This is a genomic window from Kluyvera intermedia (genome assembly GCF_021440345.1).
Classification (GTDB): domain Bacteria; phylum Pseudomonadota; class Gammaproteobacteria; order Enterobacterales; family Enterobacteriaceae; genus Kluyvera; species Kluyvera intermedia_A.
The window spans coordinates 33,312-51,453 of sequence record NZ_JAKCNS010000034.1; the positions used below are offsets into that span (position 1 = coordinate 33,312).

General features: G+C 56.2%; 18 protein-coding genes. 8 read left to right on the forward strand and 10 right to left on the reverse strand.

Going from position 1 to position 18,142, the window contains the following annotated elements:
- Positions 1–71: 71 nt before the first annotated feature.
- From folA to LZ634_RS10470, 6 genes are all read right to left on the reverse strand, one after another.
- On the reverse strand, positions 72–551 hold the full coding sequence (gene folA, locus LZ634_RS10445; protein ID WP_052283075.1) for a type 3 dihydrofolate reductase: 480 nt from the start codon (positions 549–551) through the stop codon (positions 72–74).
- A gap of 155 nt (positions 552–706) precedes the next feature.
- Positions 707–2,575 carry a glutathione-regulated potassium-efflux system protein KefC gene (gene kefC / locus LZ634_RS10450; RefSeq protein ID WP_234504720.1) on the reverse strand — a complete coding sequence of 623 codons (1,869 nt, stop codon included), beginning with the start codon at positions 2,573–2,575 and terminating at the stop codon, positions 707–709.
- Entirely contained in the window at positions 2,568–3,101 is a 534-nt protein-coding gene (gene kefF / locus LZ634_RS10455; protein WP_234504722.1) for a glutathione-regulated potassium-efflux system oxidoreductase KefF, read from the reverse strand. Before kefF ends, kefC begins: the two co-directional genes overlap by 8 nt.
- Positions 3,102–3,367: 266 nt before the next feature.
- Positions 3,368–4,678, reverse strand: a complete 1,311-nt coding sequence (locus LZ634_RS10460) for an MFS transporter (protein WP_234504725.1) — start codon at positions 4,676–4,678, stop codon at positions 3,368–3,370.
- A 58-nt stretch (positions 4,679–4,736) separates the two neighbouring features.
- Complete coding sequence (locus tag LZ634_RS10465) at positions 4,737–5,687, reverse strand: 2-hydroxyacid dehydrogenase (protein ID WP_234504726.1); 951 nt, start codon at positions 5,685–5,687, stop codon at positions 4,737–4,739.
- 196 nt (positions 5,688–5,883) lie between these two features.
- Positions 5,884–6,876 (reverse strand): LacI family DNA-binding transcriptional regulator, encoded by a 993-nt coding sequence (locus LZ634_RS10470; RefSeq protein WP_234504728.1) that lies wholly within the window; start codon positions 6,874–6,876, stop codon positions 5,884–5,886.
- A 256-nt stretch (positions 6,877–7,132) separates the two neighbouring features.
- Between LZ634_RS10470 and idnO the strand changes: the two genes are divergently transcribed.
- From idnO to LZ634_RS10485, 3 genes are read left to right on the forward strand one after another with little or no spacing between them, the layout of a single operon-like run.
- Positions 7,133–7,897, forward strand: coding sequence for a gluconate 5-dehydrogenase (gene idnO / locus LZ634_RS10475; protein WP_234504730.1), 765 nt, complete (start codon positions 7,133–7,135; stop codon positions 7,895–7,897).
- Between the two features lie 14 nt (positions 7,898–7,911).
- Positions 7,912–8,442: a gluconokinase gene (locus tag LZ634_RS10480; RefSeq protein WP_234504732.1), complete on the forward strand. Its 531-nt coding sequence runs from the start codon at positions 7,912–7,914 to the stop codon at positions 8,440–8,442.
- Positions 8,439–8,906 (forward strand): YhcH/YjgK/YiaL family protein, encoded by a 468-nt coding sequence (locus LZ634_RS10485; RefSeq protein ID WP_234504734.1) that lies wholly within the window; start codon positions 8,439–8,441, stop codon positions 8,904–8,906. The genes LZ634_RS10480 and LZ634_RS10485 overlap by 4 nt, the downstream gene beginning before the upstream one ends.
- Positions 8,907–8,954: 48 nt before the next feature.
- Here the strand turns inward: LZ634_RS10485 and LZ634_RS10490 are convergent, their stop codons facing one another.
- Complete coding sequence (locus LZ634_RS10490) at positions 8,955–9,191, reverse strand: YgdI/YgdR family lipoprotein (RefSeq protein ID WP_234504736.1); 237 nt, start codon at positions 9,189–9,191, stop codon at positions 8,955–8,957.
- Between the two features lie 196 nt (positions 9,192–9,387).
- Here LZ634_RS10490 and LZ634_RS10495 point away from each other — a divergent pair, with 196 nt between their 5' ends.
- A complete protein-coding gene (locus LZ634_RS10495) occupies positions 9,388–10,251 on the forward strand; it encodes a MurR/RpiR family transcriptional regulator (RefSeq protein ID WP_234504739.1) in 864 nt (287 codons plus the stop codon).
- A gap of 94 nt (positions 10,252–10,345) precedes the next feature.
- Here LZ634_RS10495 and LZ634_RS10500 read toward each other — a convergent pair whose 3' ends face one another.
- Both LZ634_RS10500 and LZ634_RS10505 read right to left on the reverse strand, forming a co-directional pair.
- Positions 10,346–10,741, reverse strand: coding sequence for a RidA family protein (locus LZ634_RS10500; protein ID WP_234504742.1), 396 nt, complete (start codon positions 10,739–10,741; stop codon positions 10,346–10,348).
- Between the two features lie 23 nt (positions 10,742–10,764).
- Positions 10,765–12,195 (reverse strand): N-acyl-D-amino-acid deacylase family protein, encoded by a 1,431-nt coding sequence (locus tag LZ634_RS10505; protein ID WP_234504745.1) that lies wholly within the window; start codon positions 12,193–12,195, stop codon positions 10,765–10,767.
- Between the two features lie 202 nt (positions 12,196–12,397).
- Here LZ634_RS10505 and LZ634_RS10510 point away from each other — a divergent pair, with 202 nt between their 5' ends.
- A complete protein-coding gene (locus LZ634_RS10510) occupies positions 12,398–13,618 on the forward strand; it encodes an amino acid deaminase (protein WP_234504748.1) in 1,221 nt (406 codons plus the stop codon).
- A 38-nt stretch (positions 13,619–13,656) separates the two neighbouring features.
- Here the strand turns inward: LZ634_RS10510 and LZ634_RS10515 are convergent, their stop codons facing one another.
- On the reverse strand, positions 13,657–14,745 hold the full coding sequence (locus LZ634_RS10515; RefSeq protein ID WP_234504751.1) for a MurR/RpiR family transcriptional regulator: 1,089 nt from the start codon (positions 14,743–14,745) through the stop codon (positions 13,657–13,659).
- A gap of 278 nt (positions 14,746–15,023) precedes the next feature.
- Between LZ634_RS10515 and LZ634_RS10520 the strand changes: the two genes are divergently transcribed.
- The 3 genes from LZ634_RS10520 to celB are packed head-to-tail and all read left to right on the forward strand — an operon-like array spanning position 15,024 to position 18,051.
- Positions 15,024–15,329 carry a PTS sugar transporter subunit IIB gene (locus tag LZ634_RS10520; RefSeq protein ID WP_061282985.1) on the forward strand — a complete coding sequence of 102 codons (306 nt, stop codon included), beginning with the start codon at positions 15,024–15,026 and terminating at the stop codon, positions 15,327–15,329.
- A 16-nt stretch (positions 15,330–15,345) separates the two neighbouring features.
- Positions 15,346–16,650 (forward strand): 6-phospho-beta-glucosidase, encoded by a 1,305-nt coding sequence (locus LZ634_RS10525; RefSeq protein WP_234504754.1) that lies wholly within the window; start codon positions 15,346–15,348, stop codon positions 16,648–16,650.
- A gap of 51 nt (positions 16,651–16,701) precedes the next feature.
- On the forward strand, positions 16,702–18,051 hold the full coding sequence (gene celB, locus LZ634_RS10530) for a PTS cellobiose transporter subunit IIC (protein ID WP_061282987.1): 1,350 nt from the start codon (positions 16,702–16,704) through the stop codon (positions 18,049–18,051).
- The last annotated feature ends 91 nt before the right edge of the window (positions 18,052–18,142 follow it).

Below are 18,142 nucleotides of genomic sequence, written 5' to 3' on the forward strand. Positions count from 1 at the left end.
GCCGGGTCCGACCCGGCGTTTTTGTTTTGGTAGCCCGGCCAAGCGAAGCGCCGCCGGGGAAAAGCTCGGTCTTAACGACGCTCCAACACTTCGAAGCAGTAACTATGGGAGTTCTGCTCATCCGCATCGTGGAATTCGCTGAATACTGATTCCCACTGGTCGGGATCGTAATCCGGGAAATGGGTATCGCCTTCCACTTCCGCATCGATGTGCGTCAGGTACAGCTTCTGCGCTTTCGGCAGGAACTGCTCATACACGCGACCACCGCCAATCACCATAATCTCTTCCACGTCACCGCAGGCCGCAATGGCTTCATCAACCGATTTCACCCACTGCACGCGATCGTCGGTGCCAGGCTGGCTGCTGATAACGATGTTCTTACGGCCCGGCAGCGGACGACCGATGGATTCCCAGGTCAGGCGCCCCATTACCACGGGTTTGTTTAATGTTGTGCGTTTAAACCAGGCCAGATCGGCCGGCAGGTCCCAGGGCATGGCGTTTTCCATACCGATAACGCGATCTACCGCTAGTGCAGCAATCAGACTGATCATTGAGTGTGTCCCAGATGCGAAAAAAATTGTCGCCACTATACGGAAAGCATAAACTTTCGTCGACTGGCAGCCAGGTAAAGAATAAGAAAATTTTTAGATTTGCTGGCAAGTCCACGAAGCTAAAGTGGACAGCCAGCATTACAGTTCAGCCGTGCTTACAGCGTTGGTTTGACCTCAGGTTCATCCTGTGGATTGCCGCTGTGCTTCCCCTCTTCCGTCCCCTGCCAGCCGTGACGCTGTACCACCGACAGATGATTACGATCTTCATTGATGATTTCGGTCAACATGGCGCTGGTACGTTTAAACGCCGCCGCCCGTGAAGAGGCGTCATTTTCCGCCATCATCACCATCTCTTCCATCAGCTGCGTATTGAAACGACGGAACAGATCGGCACGCTCACGCGCTTCATAAGCGCCAAGTCCCAACGACTCCAGCGCCAGCCGGCCCGATTTCAGCGCCCCTTCAAAGGTCTCACGTTCCGGTGCTTCAACCCCGGCCTGACGCAGCTGGATATAGTGTTCAACGTCGCGCGCACGGGCAATCACCGTCAGATGCGGGAAATGCTCCTTCGCCAGCTCCGTCAGCTGCAGGCTGGCCTGCGGATCGTCGATAGCGTTAATCAACACTTCCGCTTTCGCCGCCCCGGCGGACTCCAGCAGGTCGACCCGGGTCGCATCGCCGTAGAACACCTTCATATCGAATTTACGCAGCGTATCGACGTGGTCCGGATCGTGATCGAGGATAACCATTTTCACGCCGCTGGAGAGCAGAAGACGCCCGGTAATCTGACCAAAGCGGCCGAAGCCGGCGATAATCACCCGCGGCTGCTCTTCATCGATTTCATCCGCTTCACGTGAATCCCCGGAGCTGGCGCGTTTTTCCATACGCGTCAGCAGCACCAGCAGAATCGGTGTTGCCGCCATCGACAGCGCGACGGCCAGAGTCAGCGCTTTTGCCCAGTCAGCGTCCAGCACATTCGCCATCTGCGCCGCGCCAAAGACCACGAAGGCAAATTCACTCCCCTGACCCAGCAGTGCCGCAAACCACAGACGCTGCGAACGCGGCACCTGCAACGGTTTAGCGATAAGCCACAGCAGGAACGATTTAATCACCAGGAAACCGACCAGCAGCGTAATAATACGCAGCGGGTTATGGATAAGCGTCCCGAAGTCGATAGACATCCCGACGCCAATGAAGAACAGCCCCAGCAGCAGCCCTTTAAACGGTTCGATATCGCTTTCCAGCGCGTGGCGGTATTCGGAGCTTGCCAGCAGTACCCCGGCCAAAAATGCCCCCATCGCCATCGACAGACCGACCTCTTCCAGCAGCAGGCCGAAACCAAACACCAGGAACAGGGCCACGGCGCTGAATACCTCACGCAGCCCCGAACGCGCAACAAAGCGTAACAGCGGACGCGTAACATAGCGGCCAAGAACGACCACCAGCGCCAGCGCCCCGGCGACCTTCAGCGCGGAGAAAGCAAATGCGCCAAGCGTTGTTGAACCGCCGCTGGTTGCCAGTAGCGGGATCATTGCCACCAGCGGAATTGCCGCGATATCCTGGAACAGCAGCACCGCAAAGGCGCTGCGCCCGACCTGAGTCACCGTCAGGTTGCGTTCGTTCATCGCCTGCATTGCAATGGCGGTCGAAGAGAGTGCCAGCGTCATACCGATTAATTCCGCCACCTGCCAGCGCAGGCCGAGGAAGATACAGAAGGCGCCAATCAGCGCGCCGCACAGCACCATCTGCAGCAGACCGCCGCCAAATACCGACGCGCGGAGCTTCCACAGCCGCTGCGGGTCTAGCTCCAGGCCAATCACAAACAGCATCAGCACCACGCCAATTTCCGCGAAATGCAGAATCGCCTCGGCGTCAGTCACCAGCCGCAATCCCCACGGGCCGATAATGCAACCGGCAATCAGGTAGCCAAGCACCGACCCTAACCCCAGGCGAACGGCGATGGGGACAATCAACGCCGCCGATCCGAGATAAATCAGCGCCTGTATGAGCGTATGGCTATCCATTATTGTGCTCCTCCTGCCAGGCCAGTAGCCGTTGTTTATAGTGGCGCGCTTTCGCCTGCAGCGTCTCTTCATCGCAGATAAACGTGCAGTGCACCGCAAACGGCGGCAGCCATTTCATCCCGCAGTATGCCGTGGTCGCCTCCAGCGGTTGTCCCAGCACCTCAAACCCCGGATGCGAGCCAATCTCAAAGTGGCTTTCACCACCGCCGGTAGTCACCGCCCACATTACGCTTTTACCGTGCAGAGCCGTACCGCCGTGGCCATACGCCCAACCATGGGACAGCACTTTATCCAGCCACAGCTTGAGCAGCGGCGGCGTGCTGTACCACTGCATGGGATGCTGCAAGATAACCAGATCGGCACGAGACAGCGCCTCCTGTTCGGCAGCAACATCAATATTAAAATCGGGATAGAGGTGATAGAGGGAACGGATTTCCACTCCGTCGAGCGTCCTTACCTGCTCAAGCATTCGCTTATTCGCATGCGAGTGATGCGGATAAGGATGCGCATAAATAATCAGAATCATGATTCGCCTGTCTTACTTCATTATTTTGAGCCAATCCCAGTAGGCGTAATTGGCGTAGTCAGTTTGGACACGGACAGCGCTTCAATCCCGGAGCGTACACGGAGTACGTGAGGATTTTGAGCACTGCCCAGGATCAAAATGACAAGTGAAATAGCCTAGTGGGGTAGGCTCTTATCCCTGAGTTTAGACAGTTAATGATGACACTTACAGGGTCAGTTGACGTAACAGCAGGATTTGGGGGGCGACAAGCGCCCCCAGAGGAGAGTTCAGGAAGGTTGGTTGGCCGGTTTATCTGCCACCGGCGGGACATCAGGCGTATGGCTCAGGTCGCAGTTTTTCGGCAGGAAGAAGGTGATGGTCCCAGCAATGATTAACGAACCGGCTAGCGCACACACCGCCACGTTCTGACCGTAGAAATAAATCATGACCCCGACCAGATACGGGCCGCAGAAGCCGCCGAGGTTCCCCAGACCGTTAATCACACCACGCGCGCTGCCCGCCACTTCCGGCATCGCGATACGTCCCGGAATCGACCAGAACGGGCTGGTTGCCGCTTTCAGGAAGAAACCACAAATCACCAGCGCGATATAGGCGGCGACCACATTGTCCCGCAGTACCACCGAGGCCAGCAGCGCGGCGGCAAAGCCATAGAGCGAGAAACGCACCCACAGACGACGCTTGCCGCTACGATCGCTGAACAATGAAATGATGTAGATCCCGGCAAGGGTGGCGACAAACGGCAGGATAGCCAGTACGCCGACGCTCGCCATATTGGCCCCGGTCAGATTCTTCAGGATGGTCGGCAGCCATAGGGTGTAGCCGTAGTCGCCGGTCTGGTAGAAGAAGTTCAGCAATACCAGCTTCATCAGCCCGGAGTTGCGGAACACTTCCCGCACCGGGGCTTTGCTGACCGGCGCTTCCGAGCGACGAGCCTCCCGCTCGGCGTGGAGCGCCGTCAGCAGGTATTCACGTTCGCGAGCCGGCAGCCAGCGCGCCTCTTCCGGACGGTCGCTAATCATCAACCACCACACCAGCAGCACCACCAGCGACAATAGCCCTTCGATGATAAACAGCCAGCGCCAGTCGAGCGCGGCAATAATCGCCCCGGAGACCGGGGCCGTCAGCATCCCGCCCAGCGGGGCAAACATCATCACAAAGGCATTCGCACGGCCAATCTCTTTTTCCGGGAACCAGTTGCTGATCATCGTCAGCACCACCGGTAGCATTCCGCCTTCCGAGACGCCGAGAATAAAGCGCAGCACCAGCAGCTGATATTCGTGAGTGACAAAACCGGTGGCGATGGATACCACCGCCCAGGCCATCAGCGACCAGGCGATAAACCGTTTCCCGCTACCATTAACGGCAATGCGGCCACCTGGTATTTGCAGAAATAAATAACCAATAAAAAAGATGCCGCTGGCGACACCGGCCATTTGACTGGTAATACCCAGGTCGGACTCCATACCGCCGGGCAGCGCAAAACTAATATTAACCCGGTCCATAAACGAAATAATGCACGCGATGAGAACAGGCGCAATGATGCGCAGCCAGCGAGTGCCAGGTATTTTCTCATTCATAATTCACACTCTCTATCGAGGGAAGGTCACGTTATTTAATGGCGAGAAAAGGTCACGCTTAATCGATGGCATTCGGTAATGGCGCATGGTCAAAAAAGGCGGCGACATTATTAAAGACCACCTCGCTCATGCGCTGGCGGGTTTCATGGGTGGCACTGGCCACATGCGGCTGTAAAACCACGTTATCCAGCGCCATCAGCGCCGCCGGTACATGCGGTTCGTCTTCATAAACATCCAGCGCCGCCCCGGCAATCACCCCATTTTGTAACGCGTGAATTAAGGCTTTTTCATCCACCAGCGTGCCGCGCGCGATATTAATCAGCCACGCATGTTTCGGCATCACGTTAAACACGCTGGCATCAATCAGCCCCCGGTTGGCGGCACCGCCCGAGGCGGCAATCACCAGGAAATCACTTTCATGGGCCAGCGTGTGCAGATCGGCACACCACTGGTAATCAACATGGCTGAGTTTTTTACGGTCGGTATACAGGATCTCCATATCAAAACCGTGGGCGCGACGGGCAATGGCCTGGCCGATATTGCCCATGCCGAAAATACCGATTCGCTTACCGCTGACCTGGGTCGCCAGCGCGGGTGCCTGCTTGAGCCATTTGCCGTCGCGGACAAATTTGTCGCCCTGACAAAGCTGACGCGCGCCGGAGATCAGCAGCCCCATGGCCAGGTCGGCCACATCATTGGTCAGCACGCCGGAGGTGATGGTCACCGCAATCTGATGTTCACGGGTGTAGTCGAGATCGACCGCATCAGTACCGACGCCAAACACCGCCACCAGCCCCACATTCGGCAGCTGTTCAAGTACCGCACGGGTTACGCCAATATCGCCGCGGGTCACCACCGCCTGAACGTCGCCGCCAATCTGGCGTAAGAACGCCTGCGGGTCAGCCTGTTCATACAGACGATAGACCTGGAAGGCGGAAGAGAGTTTATCCAGCAAGCCGTCAACCACCGGAGCAATCAACAACACAGTATTCGGGTTTGCAGTATTCATCGTTTTACCTGTTTGAGAGTTCGAAAATTCGTTACGCCTATCAAACGGGTTTTCACTGCGTCGTTTTGCGATCTGCATCACGCTGGATCGTGTTAGAAATCCGTGTTACGGATGACGTGATCGCGAAGGCAAAACCCAGCGCTGGCGCAGGCTGGGTGGCAACAACCACGTAACACAGGGGATCAGGAGGGAGAGGTTAGATGGTTTCACCCATCGACAGGCGATAGTGCAGGTCGACTTTTTCGATAGTCGGTAAGCCTTTTATTTTCTTAATTAAAATCTCGGTAGCGACTTTACCCATTTCAAAGCGCGGTGTCAGTACGCTGGCCAGGCGTGGGCTAACTATCTGCCCAATCTCCAGCCCATGGAAGCCCGCAATCGCCATCTCCTGCGGTACCGTGATACCCGAAGCGATGCACTCCTGTAACACTCCAACCGCCAGATCGTCGTTCGTACACAAAATGGCATCCATCTCTTTATACATCTGTCGCGCCAGCGTCATCATCCCGGTGCCAATCGAAACCGAGGAGACCTTATTCGGCGCAATCCGCCCAACCGTCAAACCGGCCTCTTCCATCGCTTTGCAGTAGCCCGCATAGCGCTGTTCATCGCGGATATCCGACATTGAACCAAAATAGATAATCTGCGTTTTGCCGCTGGCCAGCAGCATATTGGTCATATCGAATCCGGCACGGTAATTATCAAAACCGACGTTAATACGACCGGCGTTATCGGATAACCCCATCACTTCGGCAATCGGTATTTTCGCCGCCTTCAGGTATTTATCCGCGCGTAGCGTATGCACCGATTCAGTTAATAGCAGCGCCTTCACGTTCATCGCCAGTACGGTGGCAATTTGTTCCTCTTCGCGCTGGCTGTCGTAATCATAATTCACCACCAGCGTTTGATAACCGTGCGCAGTCGTCACGGATTCAATACCGGCCAATACATCGGCAAAAATCTGGTTATTAAAGGAGGGAATCAGTACGCCAATGCGCGGCGCAATATTACTGCTGATGGCGGGATTATCGGCATCGGGCTGATAGCCCACTTCGGCAATCACGCTGGCAATCCTTTCCGCCGTTTCCGGTTTCACCTTTTCCGGCGTGCGCAGATAACGGCTGACGGTCATTTTGGTTACGCCCGCGAGCGTGGCGATATCATCTAACGTTATCCGTTGTGCTTTCATTAACCCTGTCCGTCATGGCCGAATACTGTCCGGCTATTATGCCTGCTGACGCCCGAAAAGAGAATGCGCTAACGCAGGCAGGAAGCCGCATGCAGCGCGGTTTCCCCAACGATTTCCGCCCCTGGATCACACATGCTGTAACCCCTTTTTGTAACATAGTTGGGAGTGATCTTCATCACAGTTTCACCGACATAAAAACCGTGAGATAGACAGCATCTTCCCAGGGCGTATGCCGTCCGTGATACAGGAAACAGCGATGAACAATTTATTCAGCTTACAGGGCAAACATATTTTAATTACCGGCTCCGGCCAGGGCATCGGCTACGTCATGGCACAGGGGCTGGCGCAGTATGGCGCAGAAATCATCATTAACGACATTTCCACCGAGCGTGCTGAACAAGCGGCGATGAAATTACGTGATGAAGGCGCCACCGCCCATACCGCGGTCTTTAACGTCACTGACCCGGACTCCGTAGAAGCCGCTATCGCGCAGATTGAAGAAGACATTGGCGCTATCGATGTGCTGTTTAACAACGCCGGTATTCAGCGCCGCCATCCTTTCACCGAGTTTCCGGTGCAGGAGTGGAATGACGTCATTGCCGTGAACCAAACCGCCGTGTTCCTCGTTTCACAGGCCGTTGCCAAACGCATGATGACCCGCCAGTCCGGGAAAATCGTCAATATCTGTTCGATGCAAAGCGAGCTGGGACGCGACACCATCACCCCTTACGCCGCCGCCAAAGGGGCGGTCAAAATGCTGACGCGCGGTATGTGCGTGGAGCTGGCACGACACAATATTCAGGTGAACGGTATCGCCCCAGGTTATTTCAAAACGGCGATGACTCAGGCTCTGGTGGATGATAAAGCCTTTACCGATTGGCTGTGCAAACGCACCCCGGCGGCACGCTGGGGCGACCCGCAGGAGCTGGTTGGCGCGGCGGTATTCTTATCGTCGAAAGCCTCCGATTTTGTGAACGGGCATTTGCTGTTTGTCGACGGCGGCATGCTGGTTGCGGTGTGAGAAAGGAGCCACTCATGGCAGGGCAATGCATTATTTTAATGGGCGTTTCCGGCACCGGAAAAACCACCGTTGGACTGGCGCTATCGCAGGCGCTGGGCGCGAAATTTATCGACGGTGACGATCTGCACCCGCGCCAAAACATCATCAAGATGGCTTCCGGCCAACCGCTGGAAGACAGCGACCGCCAGCCGTGGCTGGAGCGCATTGGCGACGTTATTTTTAGTCTCGGGCAAAAAAATGAGTCCGGCGTACTGGTTTGCTCGGCGCTGAAAAAACGCTATCGCGACCAGCTGCGCGAAGGTAACCCGCGTTTACGTTTTCTGTGGCTGACCGGTGATTACGACTGTATTTTGCAGCGTATGCAGGCGCGTAAAGGCCACTTTATGCCGGAGGCGCTGCTGCGTAGCCAGTTTGCCGCACTGGAAGCGCCAGATGCCAGCGAGCCGGATATTCAGCCGGTCGATGTTTCAACCGATGTTTCCACTATTGTCGCCCGCTCGTTAACCCTTTTAGCCCCTCAACCCGCACAGGGAGTTCCGGCATGATTATCGACACACTGATCCACGCGGAGAAAAACGCGTTCTATCCTGCGGTTATCCGTAAAGCGCTGCGCGCCGTTATCCAGCAGGAGCCGCACTCGCTGCCGCCGGGAAAATACATCGTTGAAGGGGATAACCTGTTCTTTAACGTGGTAGAGGGCGAAACCAAACCGCTTGCCGAACAGCGTCCGGAATACCATCGGCAGTACATTGATATTCATATCGTGCTGGCGGGTGAGGAGATCATTGGTGCAGGAAATAATGGGCTGGAGATTATCGCCGACGGTGAGTTTAACCAGGCGCACGATATCGGTTTTTGTACCCAAATCAGCAGCGAAACGCTGATTCACCTGCATGCGGAAGAGATTGCGATTCTGTTCCCGGGCGAGCTTCATCGCCCGATGGCGAGCCTGGGTGCGGGAGCGCCGCTGCGTAAGATTATCGTCAAAATCGATAGCGCGCTGCTCTAAGCATGATGCGCAGGCCCCGTACGGCATATTACGGGGCCACATCAGTGTTTAATTATCGAGCTCGTTCATTTCCTTAACCTGATCGCGGTTAATCTGCTCAGTTTTACCCGTCTCAGCATTTTTGTACGATACCAGGCCGGTATCATCATCCACCTGAGGTTTACCGTCGGTCACAATCGTTTTGCCATCGGTGGTTTTTAACGTCTGGTTGGAAGAACACCCGGCCACGGTAAAGAGTGCACCCGCGGTAAGAATCGCTACGGTCAATCGCTTATAGTTGGTCATGTTTCCCTCTTGCTTTTCAGCCCAAATTCGTTATCACACTAACCATTTTAGGGTAGTGGCTAAAAAGCGTGAGCGAAACCAGAACACTCCGAAGCGTTGATCCTTGAGCGCTGTCCCAACAATGCGGATGACCGTTTCCCACAGCGCCTGGTTTCTATGGTACAAAGTACCGGCTATTTATTTTCAGGGGCTTACCATGTCCGTTTCCATCGACATCATTTCCTGCATTACCGACCGCTTTGTCGAACTGACCGCCACCGAGAAGCGCATCGCGCAGTTTATTCTCGACGACGTTCAGGCCGCGACCACGTTACCCATCGCCGAAATGGCGCGCCTGACCCAGACCAGCCAGGCGTCAATCACCCGCTTTGCGCGAGCCATTGGCTGCAAAGACGTGCGTGAGTTGAAGGTCAAGCTGGCGCAGTCGCTGGCGGTAGGACAGCGCTTTATCCTCGATGTCCCGGATCTTGAAGGGGTACAGGGGATCTATGAGACGATCATCAACGTGCTGGAGATCAATCGCCGGGCACTCAATCCTGAATCGCTGAAAAACGCCGTCGAATGGTTAAGCGGCGCGCGGCAAATCCTTGCTATCGGGATGGGCGGCGGATCGACGATCTGCGCGCAGGAAGTTCAGTTTCGCCTGTTCCGCTTAGGGTTGCCGGTGGTGAGCCAAAGTGATGGCTTGCTGGTGCGCATGATGTGTTCATCGGTGGCATCCAATGACGTGGTGCTGGCGCTATCGCTCGGCGGCTATACGCAAGAAGTGGTGGAAAGCGCGGCGATTGCCCGCCAGTACGGTGCAAAGGTAATTGCGATTACCCCCGCCGATACGCCGCTGGCAAACAACGCCGATGTGGTGCTGCCGCTTGTCGTGCGTGAAAACGATTATATCTTTAAGCCGAGCACCTCGCGTTACGCCATGCTAGCCATGGTAGACGTGCTGGCAACGGAACTGGCGATGGTGAATAAGACGCAGACTAAAAACCGTCTGCGCCGAATCAAGCTGGCGCTGGATAGCCACCGCGGCGGGATTGACCGGCAACCGCTGGGAGATTAGCGCTTCCCCCCTAGCCCTCTCCCCTCGGGGAGAGGGAACCGCTTAGTGCCGTCGGGAGCACGACGGTTTTCCCCCCCACCCAGGCTCGCCCCTGTTACTTCGCGCGCTCCGCGTTGTAACAGGTCAAATCAACCTCGACCTTACAGTCCACCACCAGATCCGCCACGCAGCAAACGCGGGCCGGCGGATGATCGGCAAAGAACTCGCGGAACACTTTGTTGAACGACTGGAAGTAGCGCGCGTCGGTCAGGTAGACCTTAACGTGCACTACGTCAGCCAGCGTGTAACCGGCATCCTGCATGATGTCCACGCAGTTTTGAATCGCCAGACGCGACTGTTCGATAATACCGCCTTCAACCACCTCGCCGTCTTTCATCGGCGTTTGCCCGGACACATACAGCCAGCCGCCCGCCTCTACCGCTTTCGCAAACGGCAGCGACTGCCCGCCGGTGCCGGTACTGCCGCCCACGCCATAACGTTTAATGCTCATTGTTGCTCCTTAAGTGTTGTGGCCTACCGGCGCAGGAATCGCCCGGCACGCCCGATAACATTGTTAGCCTGACCATAGCTCATCACGCCGTTGACCATCACCGCTTCGATACCGGCAGCAGGCTGCTGTGGGTCGCTGAAACTAGCAACATCGCGGACAGTTTGCGGATCAAACAGCACCAGATCGGCGAAATAACCGCATTTTACCAGCCCGCGGTCGGCAAGCTGGAAACGCGCCGCCGACATGCCGGTCATCTTGTGCACCGCCTCGGTCAGCGGGAAAAGTTGCTCATCGCGGCTGTAGTGTCCCAGCACACGTGGGAAAGCGCCCCACAGGCGCGGATGCGGCATCGGATCGTTGGGTAATCCATCGGAACCGACCATGGTCAGCGGGTAGCGCAACACCCGCTGCACGTCTTTTTCATCCATGTTGTAGTAGATGGCCCCGGCAGGCATCAGGCGCTTACCGGCCTCTTCCAGACTCAGCGACCAGCTATCGGCAATCTGCTTTAAGGTTTGCCCGGCCATTTCTGGATGCGGAGTTGACCAGGTGATGACGATGTCGAAATCAGCGGTAATTTGTTTCATGTCCAGCGTCGAGGAGCTGGCGGAATACGGATAGCAGTCGCAAGCAACATCCTGCTGCTCACGCACCTTATCAAACAGCGCCAGCGTCTCCACCGTCCGCCCCCAGTTTTGCGCCCCGGCGCATTTGTGGTGTGAAACCACCACCGGAACCTTCGCATGACGCCCGACGCGGAATGCCTCATCCAGGGCTTCAAGAATCGGTTCAAACTCAGAGCGTAAATGGGTGGTGTAAATGCCGTTCCCCGCCGCCAGCTCCTGCGTCAGCGCCATCACCTCTTCGGTGGTTGACTGGAAGGCGGAAGCATAGGCCAGCCCGGTACTCAGCCCTAACGCCCCTTGCTGCAAGGCCAGGCGCAGTTGTTCCCGCATGGCCTGAATCTCCGCCTCGTTAGCAGCGCGGAATAGAGAGTCCATATGATTATTACGCAGCGCGGTGTGGCCAATAAGCGTTCCGACGTTCACCGCGGGCCGCGCCTGAGTGACCGCTTCAGCGTAGGCATCGACCGTGGGGTAGATAAAATGCCCGGCTTCACCCAGCAGGTTCATCGGATCGGGGACTTCACCTTTCATGCTCGCCGCTGCCGCGCTAATGCCGCAGTTACCGACAATAACGGTGGTCACCCCCTGGCTGATTTTCGGCAGGTACTCAGGCATGCGGATAACGTTGATATCATCGTGGGTGTGAACGTCGATAAATCCCGGCGCTAGCACTCGCCCGGTACCGTCAATTTCATGCTGGGCCGGGCCGTGGATGGCAGGCGCTATCTCAACAATGCGATCGCCTTTTACCGCCACATCGCCGCGATACTGCGGGCCGCCGCTGCCGTCGATAACCGTGACGTTGCGGAACAGATAATCAAACTGCATCTCTTCATTACCCCTGTCGTTTCCTGGCCCAAAGTTGACCATTTACAAGCGCAGAAAACAGTGAAAGACTACGCAAAACAAGACTTGAATAATGATACTTTAATTCACTAACAACAATAAAAATTAAAAATTTCGATTATTTACATAAAGTTAAATCTGAAACGACTCATGATATAAAATACAACCTCTAAGGAATTATGTTATGAAATACCAGAACGGCTTCCTCGTCCCTCATAAATCCGCCCCACTGTTTACCCCTGCCAACATTCTCAATGAAGACGTATGCCTGCCGGCAGCGGTCATCAAAAAATCGGCGTTAGATAACAATATTCAGTGGATGCAACGTTATGCCGACGCGCGCGGCGTATCGCTCGCGCCGCATGGCAAAACAACCATGACGCCGTGGATCTTCCAGCAGCAACAGCAGGCCGGCGCCTGGGCGATTGGCGTCGGTAGCGCCTGGCAAGCCAGCGTGGCGATGACCAGCGGTATTCAGCGCGTATTGATGGTTAATCAGCTGGTCGGCAAGGCCAATATGCAGCTTATCTCCGAGCTGAAAACGCAATATCCGCAGGTCGATTACCTATGCTGCGTTGATAGCATTGAGAATGCCCGCACGCTTTCGGCCTTCTTCGCGGGCAAAAACCAAACGCTGGATATTCTGCTGGAACTGGGCGTTCCGGGCGGACGCTGCGGCTGCCGCACGACGGAGCAGGCGCTGACACTGGCGCAAGAGATCTCGCACCTCCCGGCGCTACGCCAGCGGGGGCTGGAGCTGTACGAAGGAGTGCTGCACGGCGATAACCCGCAGCCAAAAGTTGAAGCGCTGCTGCGCGAGGCCGCAGCGCTGGCCTGTCAGCTTGAGCGCTACGTCGAAGGCGAGTTTATTCTGACCGGCGCCGGATCGGTGTGGTATGACGTGGTGTGTAACGTCTGGCTGGAGACGGCGAAACCGGCCAACTGCCGAATAGTCATCCGTCCGGGATGCTATATCACCCACGATGCCGGTATCTATCTGGAGGCGCAGGACGCGATTGTCGCCCGCGATCGGACCGCCTGCGATCTCGGCGGCTGTCTAGTTTCGGCGCTGGAACTGGTGGCAATGGTGCAATCGGTGCCGGAAAACGGTCGGGCAATCGTCAACTTTGGCAAGCGCGACAGCGCTTTTGACGCCGGATTACCGCAGCCAATCGCCCATTATCGCGCAGGAAAACCTCGAGAACTGGCAGCGAAAAGTATCGAAACCACCGGCATTATGGATCAACACGCAATGTTAAAACTGACTGCGGAGGCCGATGTGAAGGTCGGTGATATTTTGGTATTCAGCACCTCGCATCCCTGCCTGACCTTCGACAAATGGAAAGCGTTGCTGCTGATTGACGATAGCTACAACGTGCTGGAAACGCTGGAAACTGCGTTCTGATAAGCGGCCTCACGCGATGCGCGTGAGGCTCGATCCTTCTATTTTTTATCAATCCCGTCGCAAAGCAGATCAATCACCAGCAGCGAGCCGTAGCGCGGATCGTTAAGCGGCAGCGAGATATTTTGCTCATGCGCCAATGCGCCTTGCGATTCTCCAATGACCACGATCTCCGCTCCCGCCCAACGCGCCTGATGAACGGCGGCGATAAGCGCGCTGCCGGGCGAGCTGGCAGCAAACACCACCAGTACCTGCCCGGCCCCCAGCATTGACGCAGTAATCCCCATCAGCGCCGGATCCACGCACACATTGGCCGGATAGCCTTGGGTGAGCAGCCGATACTGCAACAGATTGGCAAACGGCGCATCCGCGGTACTGGCGCTGAAAATATGCCGCCCCTTCGCCTGTTTTATCACGCTCGCCGCCCGTTCAACCGCTGCCGGGGACAGCTCGCAGAGCTGGGTATTAAGCGATTGCTGAATATGATTGAGCGTTTCCCGCCACGGCCCGGGCATATCCCCGCCGCTTACCGGCGTGCTGGCCTGCGCCAGCTTCATGCGCAGATCGCGAATATCGTCACAGCCCGCCGCGCGCGCAAAGCGAGTGATCGTCGCCGGACTGACTCCAGCAGCGGTCGCCAGCTGATCTATCGTGGCGGAAGCTGCAAATGACACATCGTCGAGGATCATCTGCGCGACGCGCGACTCCTGCTGGCTGAAATCATGCAGCCGCTGGCGGATTTGCCCCAGAATATCGTCGCTGCTTTCCCGGCCAATCGAATGGGAAAAGCGTTCGAGAATATCGCTGCTCACCCCGGCATTTTTCGCCAGCTTTTGCAGCGTACCGGGATCGACCCACGCAGCATCGCCCAGCCTCGGTGCGGCCGGCAGCGCACGGCTGTTAACCTGCTGCTGCCGACGCACCTGGCCGATAAAATCGTTGATATCGCTACAGCCGATACTGCGCGAGAAATGCTGCAACGTCGCCGGACTCACGCCCGCTTTGGCCGCCAGTTCTTCAATAGTCGCTTCAGGGATTTGGGCAAAATTGTCGAGGAAAAAACGCGCCAGACGAGATTCCTGCGCCGGCAGCCCGGAGACCCCATTCACCAGCTGATAAACAATGTCCATAACCAGAGTGTCCTCTTGTCAGCAGATTCTTTTCTGCTCATGAAAAACATCATAATTTATTGAAATTATTTTTCAATTCATTCGATCGTCTACGCGGCTTCTGTGCGAAAAGAGATCCTGAAATATTCATTTCATTTGTGAAGGATCACATTTTTAGCCCTTCTCCATAGGCTTACTCAATATTTTAACGTCGATCACACCCATGAAAATAATTTTCATGCATCCTCAGCAAAACCGCTAATGTATGAAATATGTTTTCAAACGAGGGGAATGTTGTAATGAAAAAAATCATGTTGTGCTGCGCCGCCGGGATGTCCACCAGCATGCTGGTGCAGAAGATGCGCGCCGAAGCCGAGAAGCGTTCGCTGGCGGTAGAGATCAACGCCTACCCGGTCGCCGAAATTGAGCAGCAGCTTGCTCAGGCGGATGTAGTGCTGCTTGGCCCACAGGTGCAGTTTGAATTGGCTCGCCTAAGCGAGATTTCCGCACCGCTTGGTAAACCGGTGGCGGTTATCGACATGATGGATTACGGCACGATGCGCGGCGATCGCGTCCTCGACAAAGCGATCCAGCTGATGGCCTAAGGCCGTGGAGAAAGTGATGAAAATTACCGTTATTGGTGGGGGAAGCAGCTATACCCCGGAATTGATTGAAGGATTAATTACGCGCCATGCCTCCCTACCCATGGCGGAACTGGCGCTGGTTGACGTCGACGCGGGGCGTCAGAAGGTCGAGATCATCGCCGCCCTCGCCCGTCGTATGCTCGACAGAAGCGGGCTGGAGTCGGTGAAAGTCTCAGTCCATTTCGATGCAGATAGCGCTATTGAAGGCTCCCAGTTTGTCCTCACCCAGCTGCGCGTCGGCCAGCTACCCGCTCGCGCGGCCGATGAACGACTGGGCTTAAGCCATAAGCTGCTGGGGCAAGAGACCACCGGCGTCGGCGGTTTCGCTAAAGCGCTGCGCACCATCCCGGTGATGCTGGATATTGCCGAGCGCGTTGAACGCCTGGCCCCGGACGCGTGGATAATCAACTTCACCAATCCCGCCGGGATAGTCACCGAAGCGGTTTCACGCCACAGCAACGCCAAAATTATTGGTCTGTGCAACGTGCCGGTCACCATACATCACATGATTGCCGACATGCTGAAGCTGCCTTATGACGAGGTATCGCTGCGCTTTGCCGGCCTGAATCATATGGTTTGGGTACATAAAGTACTGGCAGGCGGCCGCGACGCGACCGACGAAGTGATTGAGATGCTGTGCGACGGCGAGCAGCTGTCGATGAATAACATCAAAGCAATCCCCTGGCCGCCGTCGCTGCTGCGGGCGCTGCGCGCGATTCCCTGCCCTTATCATCGTTACTTCTGGCAAACCCGCACCATGCTGGAAGATGAGCTGGCGGATGCCGACAGCAAAGGCACCCGCGCCGAGCAGGTGATGAAGGTGGAAGCGTCGCTGTTCAAACTGTACGCCGATCCGCATCTGGATAAGAAACCCGAAGAGCTGAGCCAGCGCGGCGGTTCCTTCTATTCCGAAGTGGCGGTCCAGTTGATTAACGCCCTGCATAACAACCTCGGCGTTGAAATGGTGGTCAACACCGCCAACAACGGCGCCATTCAGGGGCTGCCGGACGATGCGGTGATTGAAACCAACTGTCTGATTGACGCGCTCGGCGCGCATCCGCTGGCCTTTGGCAAACTGCCGCCGCTGATGAACGGCCTGACGCAGCAGGTGAAAGATTTTGAGCGTCTGACCATCGACGCGGCGGTGCACGGCGACAAAGATAAAGCGCTACTGGCGCTGGTTGCCAACCCATTAGTGGCCGACGTCAATCTGGCGACGGCGCTGGTCGACGAGGTGTTACGTATCAACAAAGCGTGGCTGCCGCAGTTCGGCAAACAATAACTAAAACAATAAAACCCGGTCGGCAACGTCTGCTCCGGGCAGGGGGTGTCTGTGAATAAGTCGATAATTGATAAATACGTTTTGCCGACCGCGCTTAAAATTGCCGGACAAAAGCACGTGCTGTCAGTACGTGACGGTATCATCCTCAACATGCCGTTTATGTTGATAGGCTCATTTTTCCTGATCTTCGCCTATTTGCCGGTCCCCGGTTACGGCCAACTGATGAGCGAACTTTTCGGCCCAACGTGGCAGGAGAAAGTCCTCTATCCGGTGAAGGCGACCTACGACATCATGGCGCTTATCTCCAGTTTCGGTATCGCCTACCGTCTGGCGGAGAAGTACCGCACCCTTGATCCGCTGACCGCCGGGGCCGTATCTCTGGTGGCCTTCGTGATGACCATTCCACAGCACATCATGTTTACGCCTGCGGGCAGCGATGTGGCGCAGTTGGTGAAAGGGGTGATGCCGATGGGGCAGATTGGCAGCCAGGGGCTGTTCGTTGCCATCCTGATTGCCCTACTTTCCACGGAAATTTACCGTTTCGTGAACGACCGTAATCTGGTTATCCGTATGCCGGAAGGCGTCCCTCCGGCGGTGGCGAAATCCTTCCTTGCGCTGATCCCCGGCTTTTGCGTGCTGGCGGTGGTGCTGGCGCTGCGCCTGCTGGTTGAAGCCACGCCGTTTGGCGATATCAATACCATGATCACCGAACTGGTCGGAATCCCAATGAGCCACGTCGGCGGTTCGCTGCCGGGGATGATTATCTCGGTGCTGCTGATTGGTATTTTGTGGATGCTGGGCCTGCACGGCGACACCATCGTGCTGGTGTTTATCCGCCCGGTCTGGTTGAGCAATATGTCCGAGAACCTGGAAGCGTTCCAGAACGGTCTGCCGATCCCACACATTATTACCCAGCAGTTTTACGATTTATGGATTGCGCCGGGCGGCACCGGGGCGCTGTTAGGGTTGGTGATTTTCATGATTCTGCGCAGCCGCAGCGTGCAGATGAAGCAGCTCGGTAAAATTGCCGCGCCGGGCAGCCTGTTTAACATCAGTGAGCCGATGGTATTCGGTATTCCTATCGTGATGAACCCGTACCTGGTGGTGCCGTTTATTCTGACCCCGGTGGTGCTGGTGATTGTCTCCTACGTGGCGATGACCACCGGTCTGGTGGCGAAACCAGCCGGGATCGCCCTACCGTTTACGACGCCAATTGTGGTCAGTGGATACCTGGCAACCGGCGGTCATATCTCCGGGTCGGTACTGCAAATCGTCAACCTCGGCATCTCGCTGGTGATGTATTACCCGTTCTTCCGCATCTGGGATAACCTGAAATACCGTGAAGAGCAGGCCAGCAAGTCGCAGCAGACCGCCGCCGCAATGCCAGCCACGGAACAATAAACCCGTCGCCCGGCTCGGTTAAGTGCTGCCGGGTGACATACTTGAAAACGAAAGCTCATCAGACCTACAAAACAAAAACGCCGGGCAAATG

Excerpts from the sequence above, each read along its gene's own strand:
- idnO (WP_234504730.1), top strand. The coding sequence starts at position 7,133 with ATGAACAATTTATTCAGCTTACAGGGCAAACATATTTTAATTACCGGC.
- LZ634_RS10520 (WP_061282985.1), top strand. The coding sequence starts at position 15,024 with ATGAAAAAAATCATGTTGTGCTGCGCCGCCGGGATGTCCACCAGCATG.
- LZ634_RS10500 (WP_234504742.1), bottom strand. The coding sequence starts at position 10,741 with ATGAGCATTAAACGTTATGGCGTGGGCGGCAGTACCGGCACCGGCGGG.
- LZ634_RS10460 (WP_234504725.1), bottom strand. The coding sequence starts at position 4,678 with ATGAATGAGAAAATACCTGGCACTCGCTGGCTGCGCATCATTGCGCCT.
- LZ634_RS10490 (WP_234504736.1), bottom strand. The coding sequence starts at position 9,191 with ATGACCAACTATAAGCGATTGACCGTAGCGATTCTTACCGCGGGTGCA.
- folA (WP_052283075.1), bottom strand. The coding sequence starts at position 551 with ATGATCAGTCTGATTGCTGCACTAGCGGTAGATCGCGTTATCGGTATG.
- LZ634_RS10485 (WP_234504734.1), top strand. The coding sequence starts at position 8,439 with ATGATTATCGACACACTGATCCACGCGGAGAAAAACGCGTTCTATCCT.
- LZ634_RS10480 (WP_234504732.1), top strand. The coding sequence starts at position 7,912 with ATGGCAGGGCAATGCATTATTTTAATGGGCGTTTCCGGCACCGGAAAA.
- LZ634_RS10470 (WP_234504728.1), bottom strand. The coding sequence starts at position 6,876 with ATGAAAGCACAACGGATAACGTTAGATGATATCGCCACGCTCGCGGGC.
- kefF (WP_234504722.1), bottom strand. The coding sequence starts at position 3,101 with ATGATTCTGATTATTTATGCGCATCCTTATCCGCATCACTCGCATGCG.
- LZ634_RS10495 (WP_234504739.1), top strand. The coding sequence starts at position 9,388 with ATGTCCGTTTCCATCGACATCATTTCCTGCATTACCGACCGCTTTGTC.
- LZ634_RS10465 (WP_234504726.1), bottom strand. The coding sequence starts at position 5,687 with ATGAATACTGCAAACCCGAATACTGTGTTGTTGATTGCTCCGGTGGTT.
- kefC (WP_234504720.1), bottom strand. The coding sequence starts at position 2,575 with ATGGATAGCCATACGCTCATACAGGCGCTGATTTATCTCGGATCGGCG.
- LZ634_RS10515 (WP_234504751.1), bottom strand. The coding sequence starts at position 14,745 with ATGGACATTGTTTATCAGCTGGTGAATGGGGTCTCCGGGCTGCCGGCG.
- LZ634_RS10505 (WP_234504745.1), bottom strand. The coding sequence starts at position 12,195 with ATGCAGTTTGATTATCTGTTCCGCAACGTCACGGTTATCGACGGCAGC.
- LZ634_RS10525 (WP_234504754.1), top strand. The coding sequence starts at position 15,346 with ATGAAAATTACCGTTATTGGTGGGGGAAGCAGCTATACCCCGGAATTG.
- LZ634_RS10510 (WP_234504748.1), top strand. The coding sequence starts at position 12,398 with ATGAAATACCAGAACGGCTTCCTCGTCCCTCATAAATCCGCCCCACTG.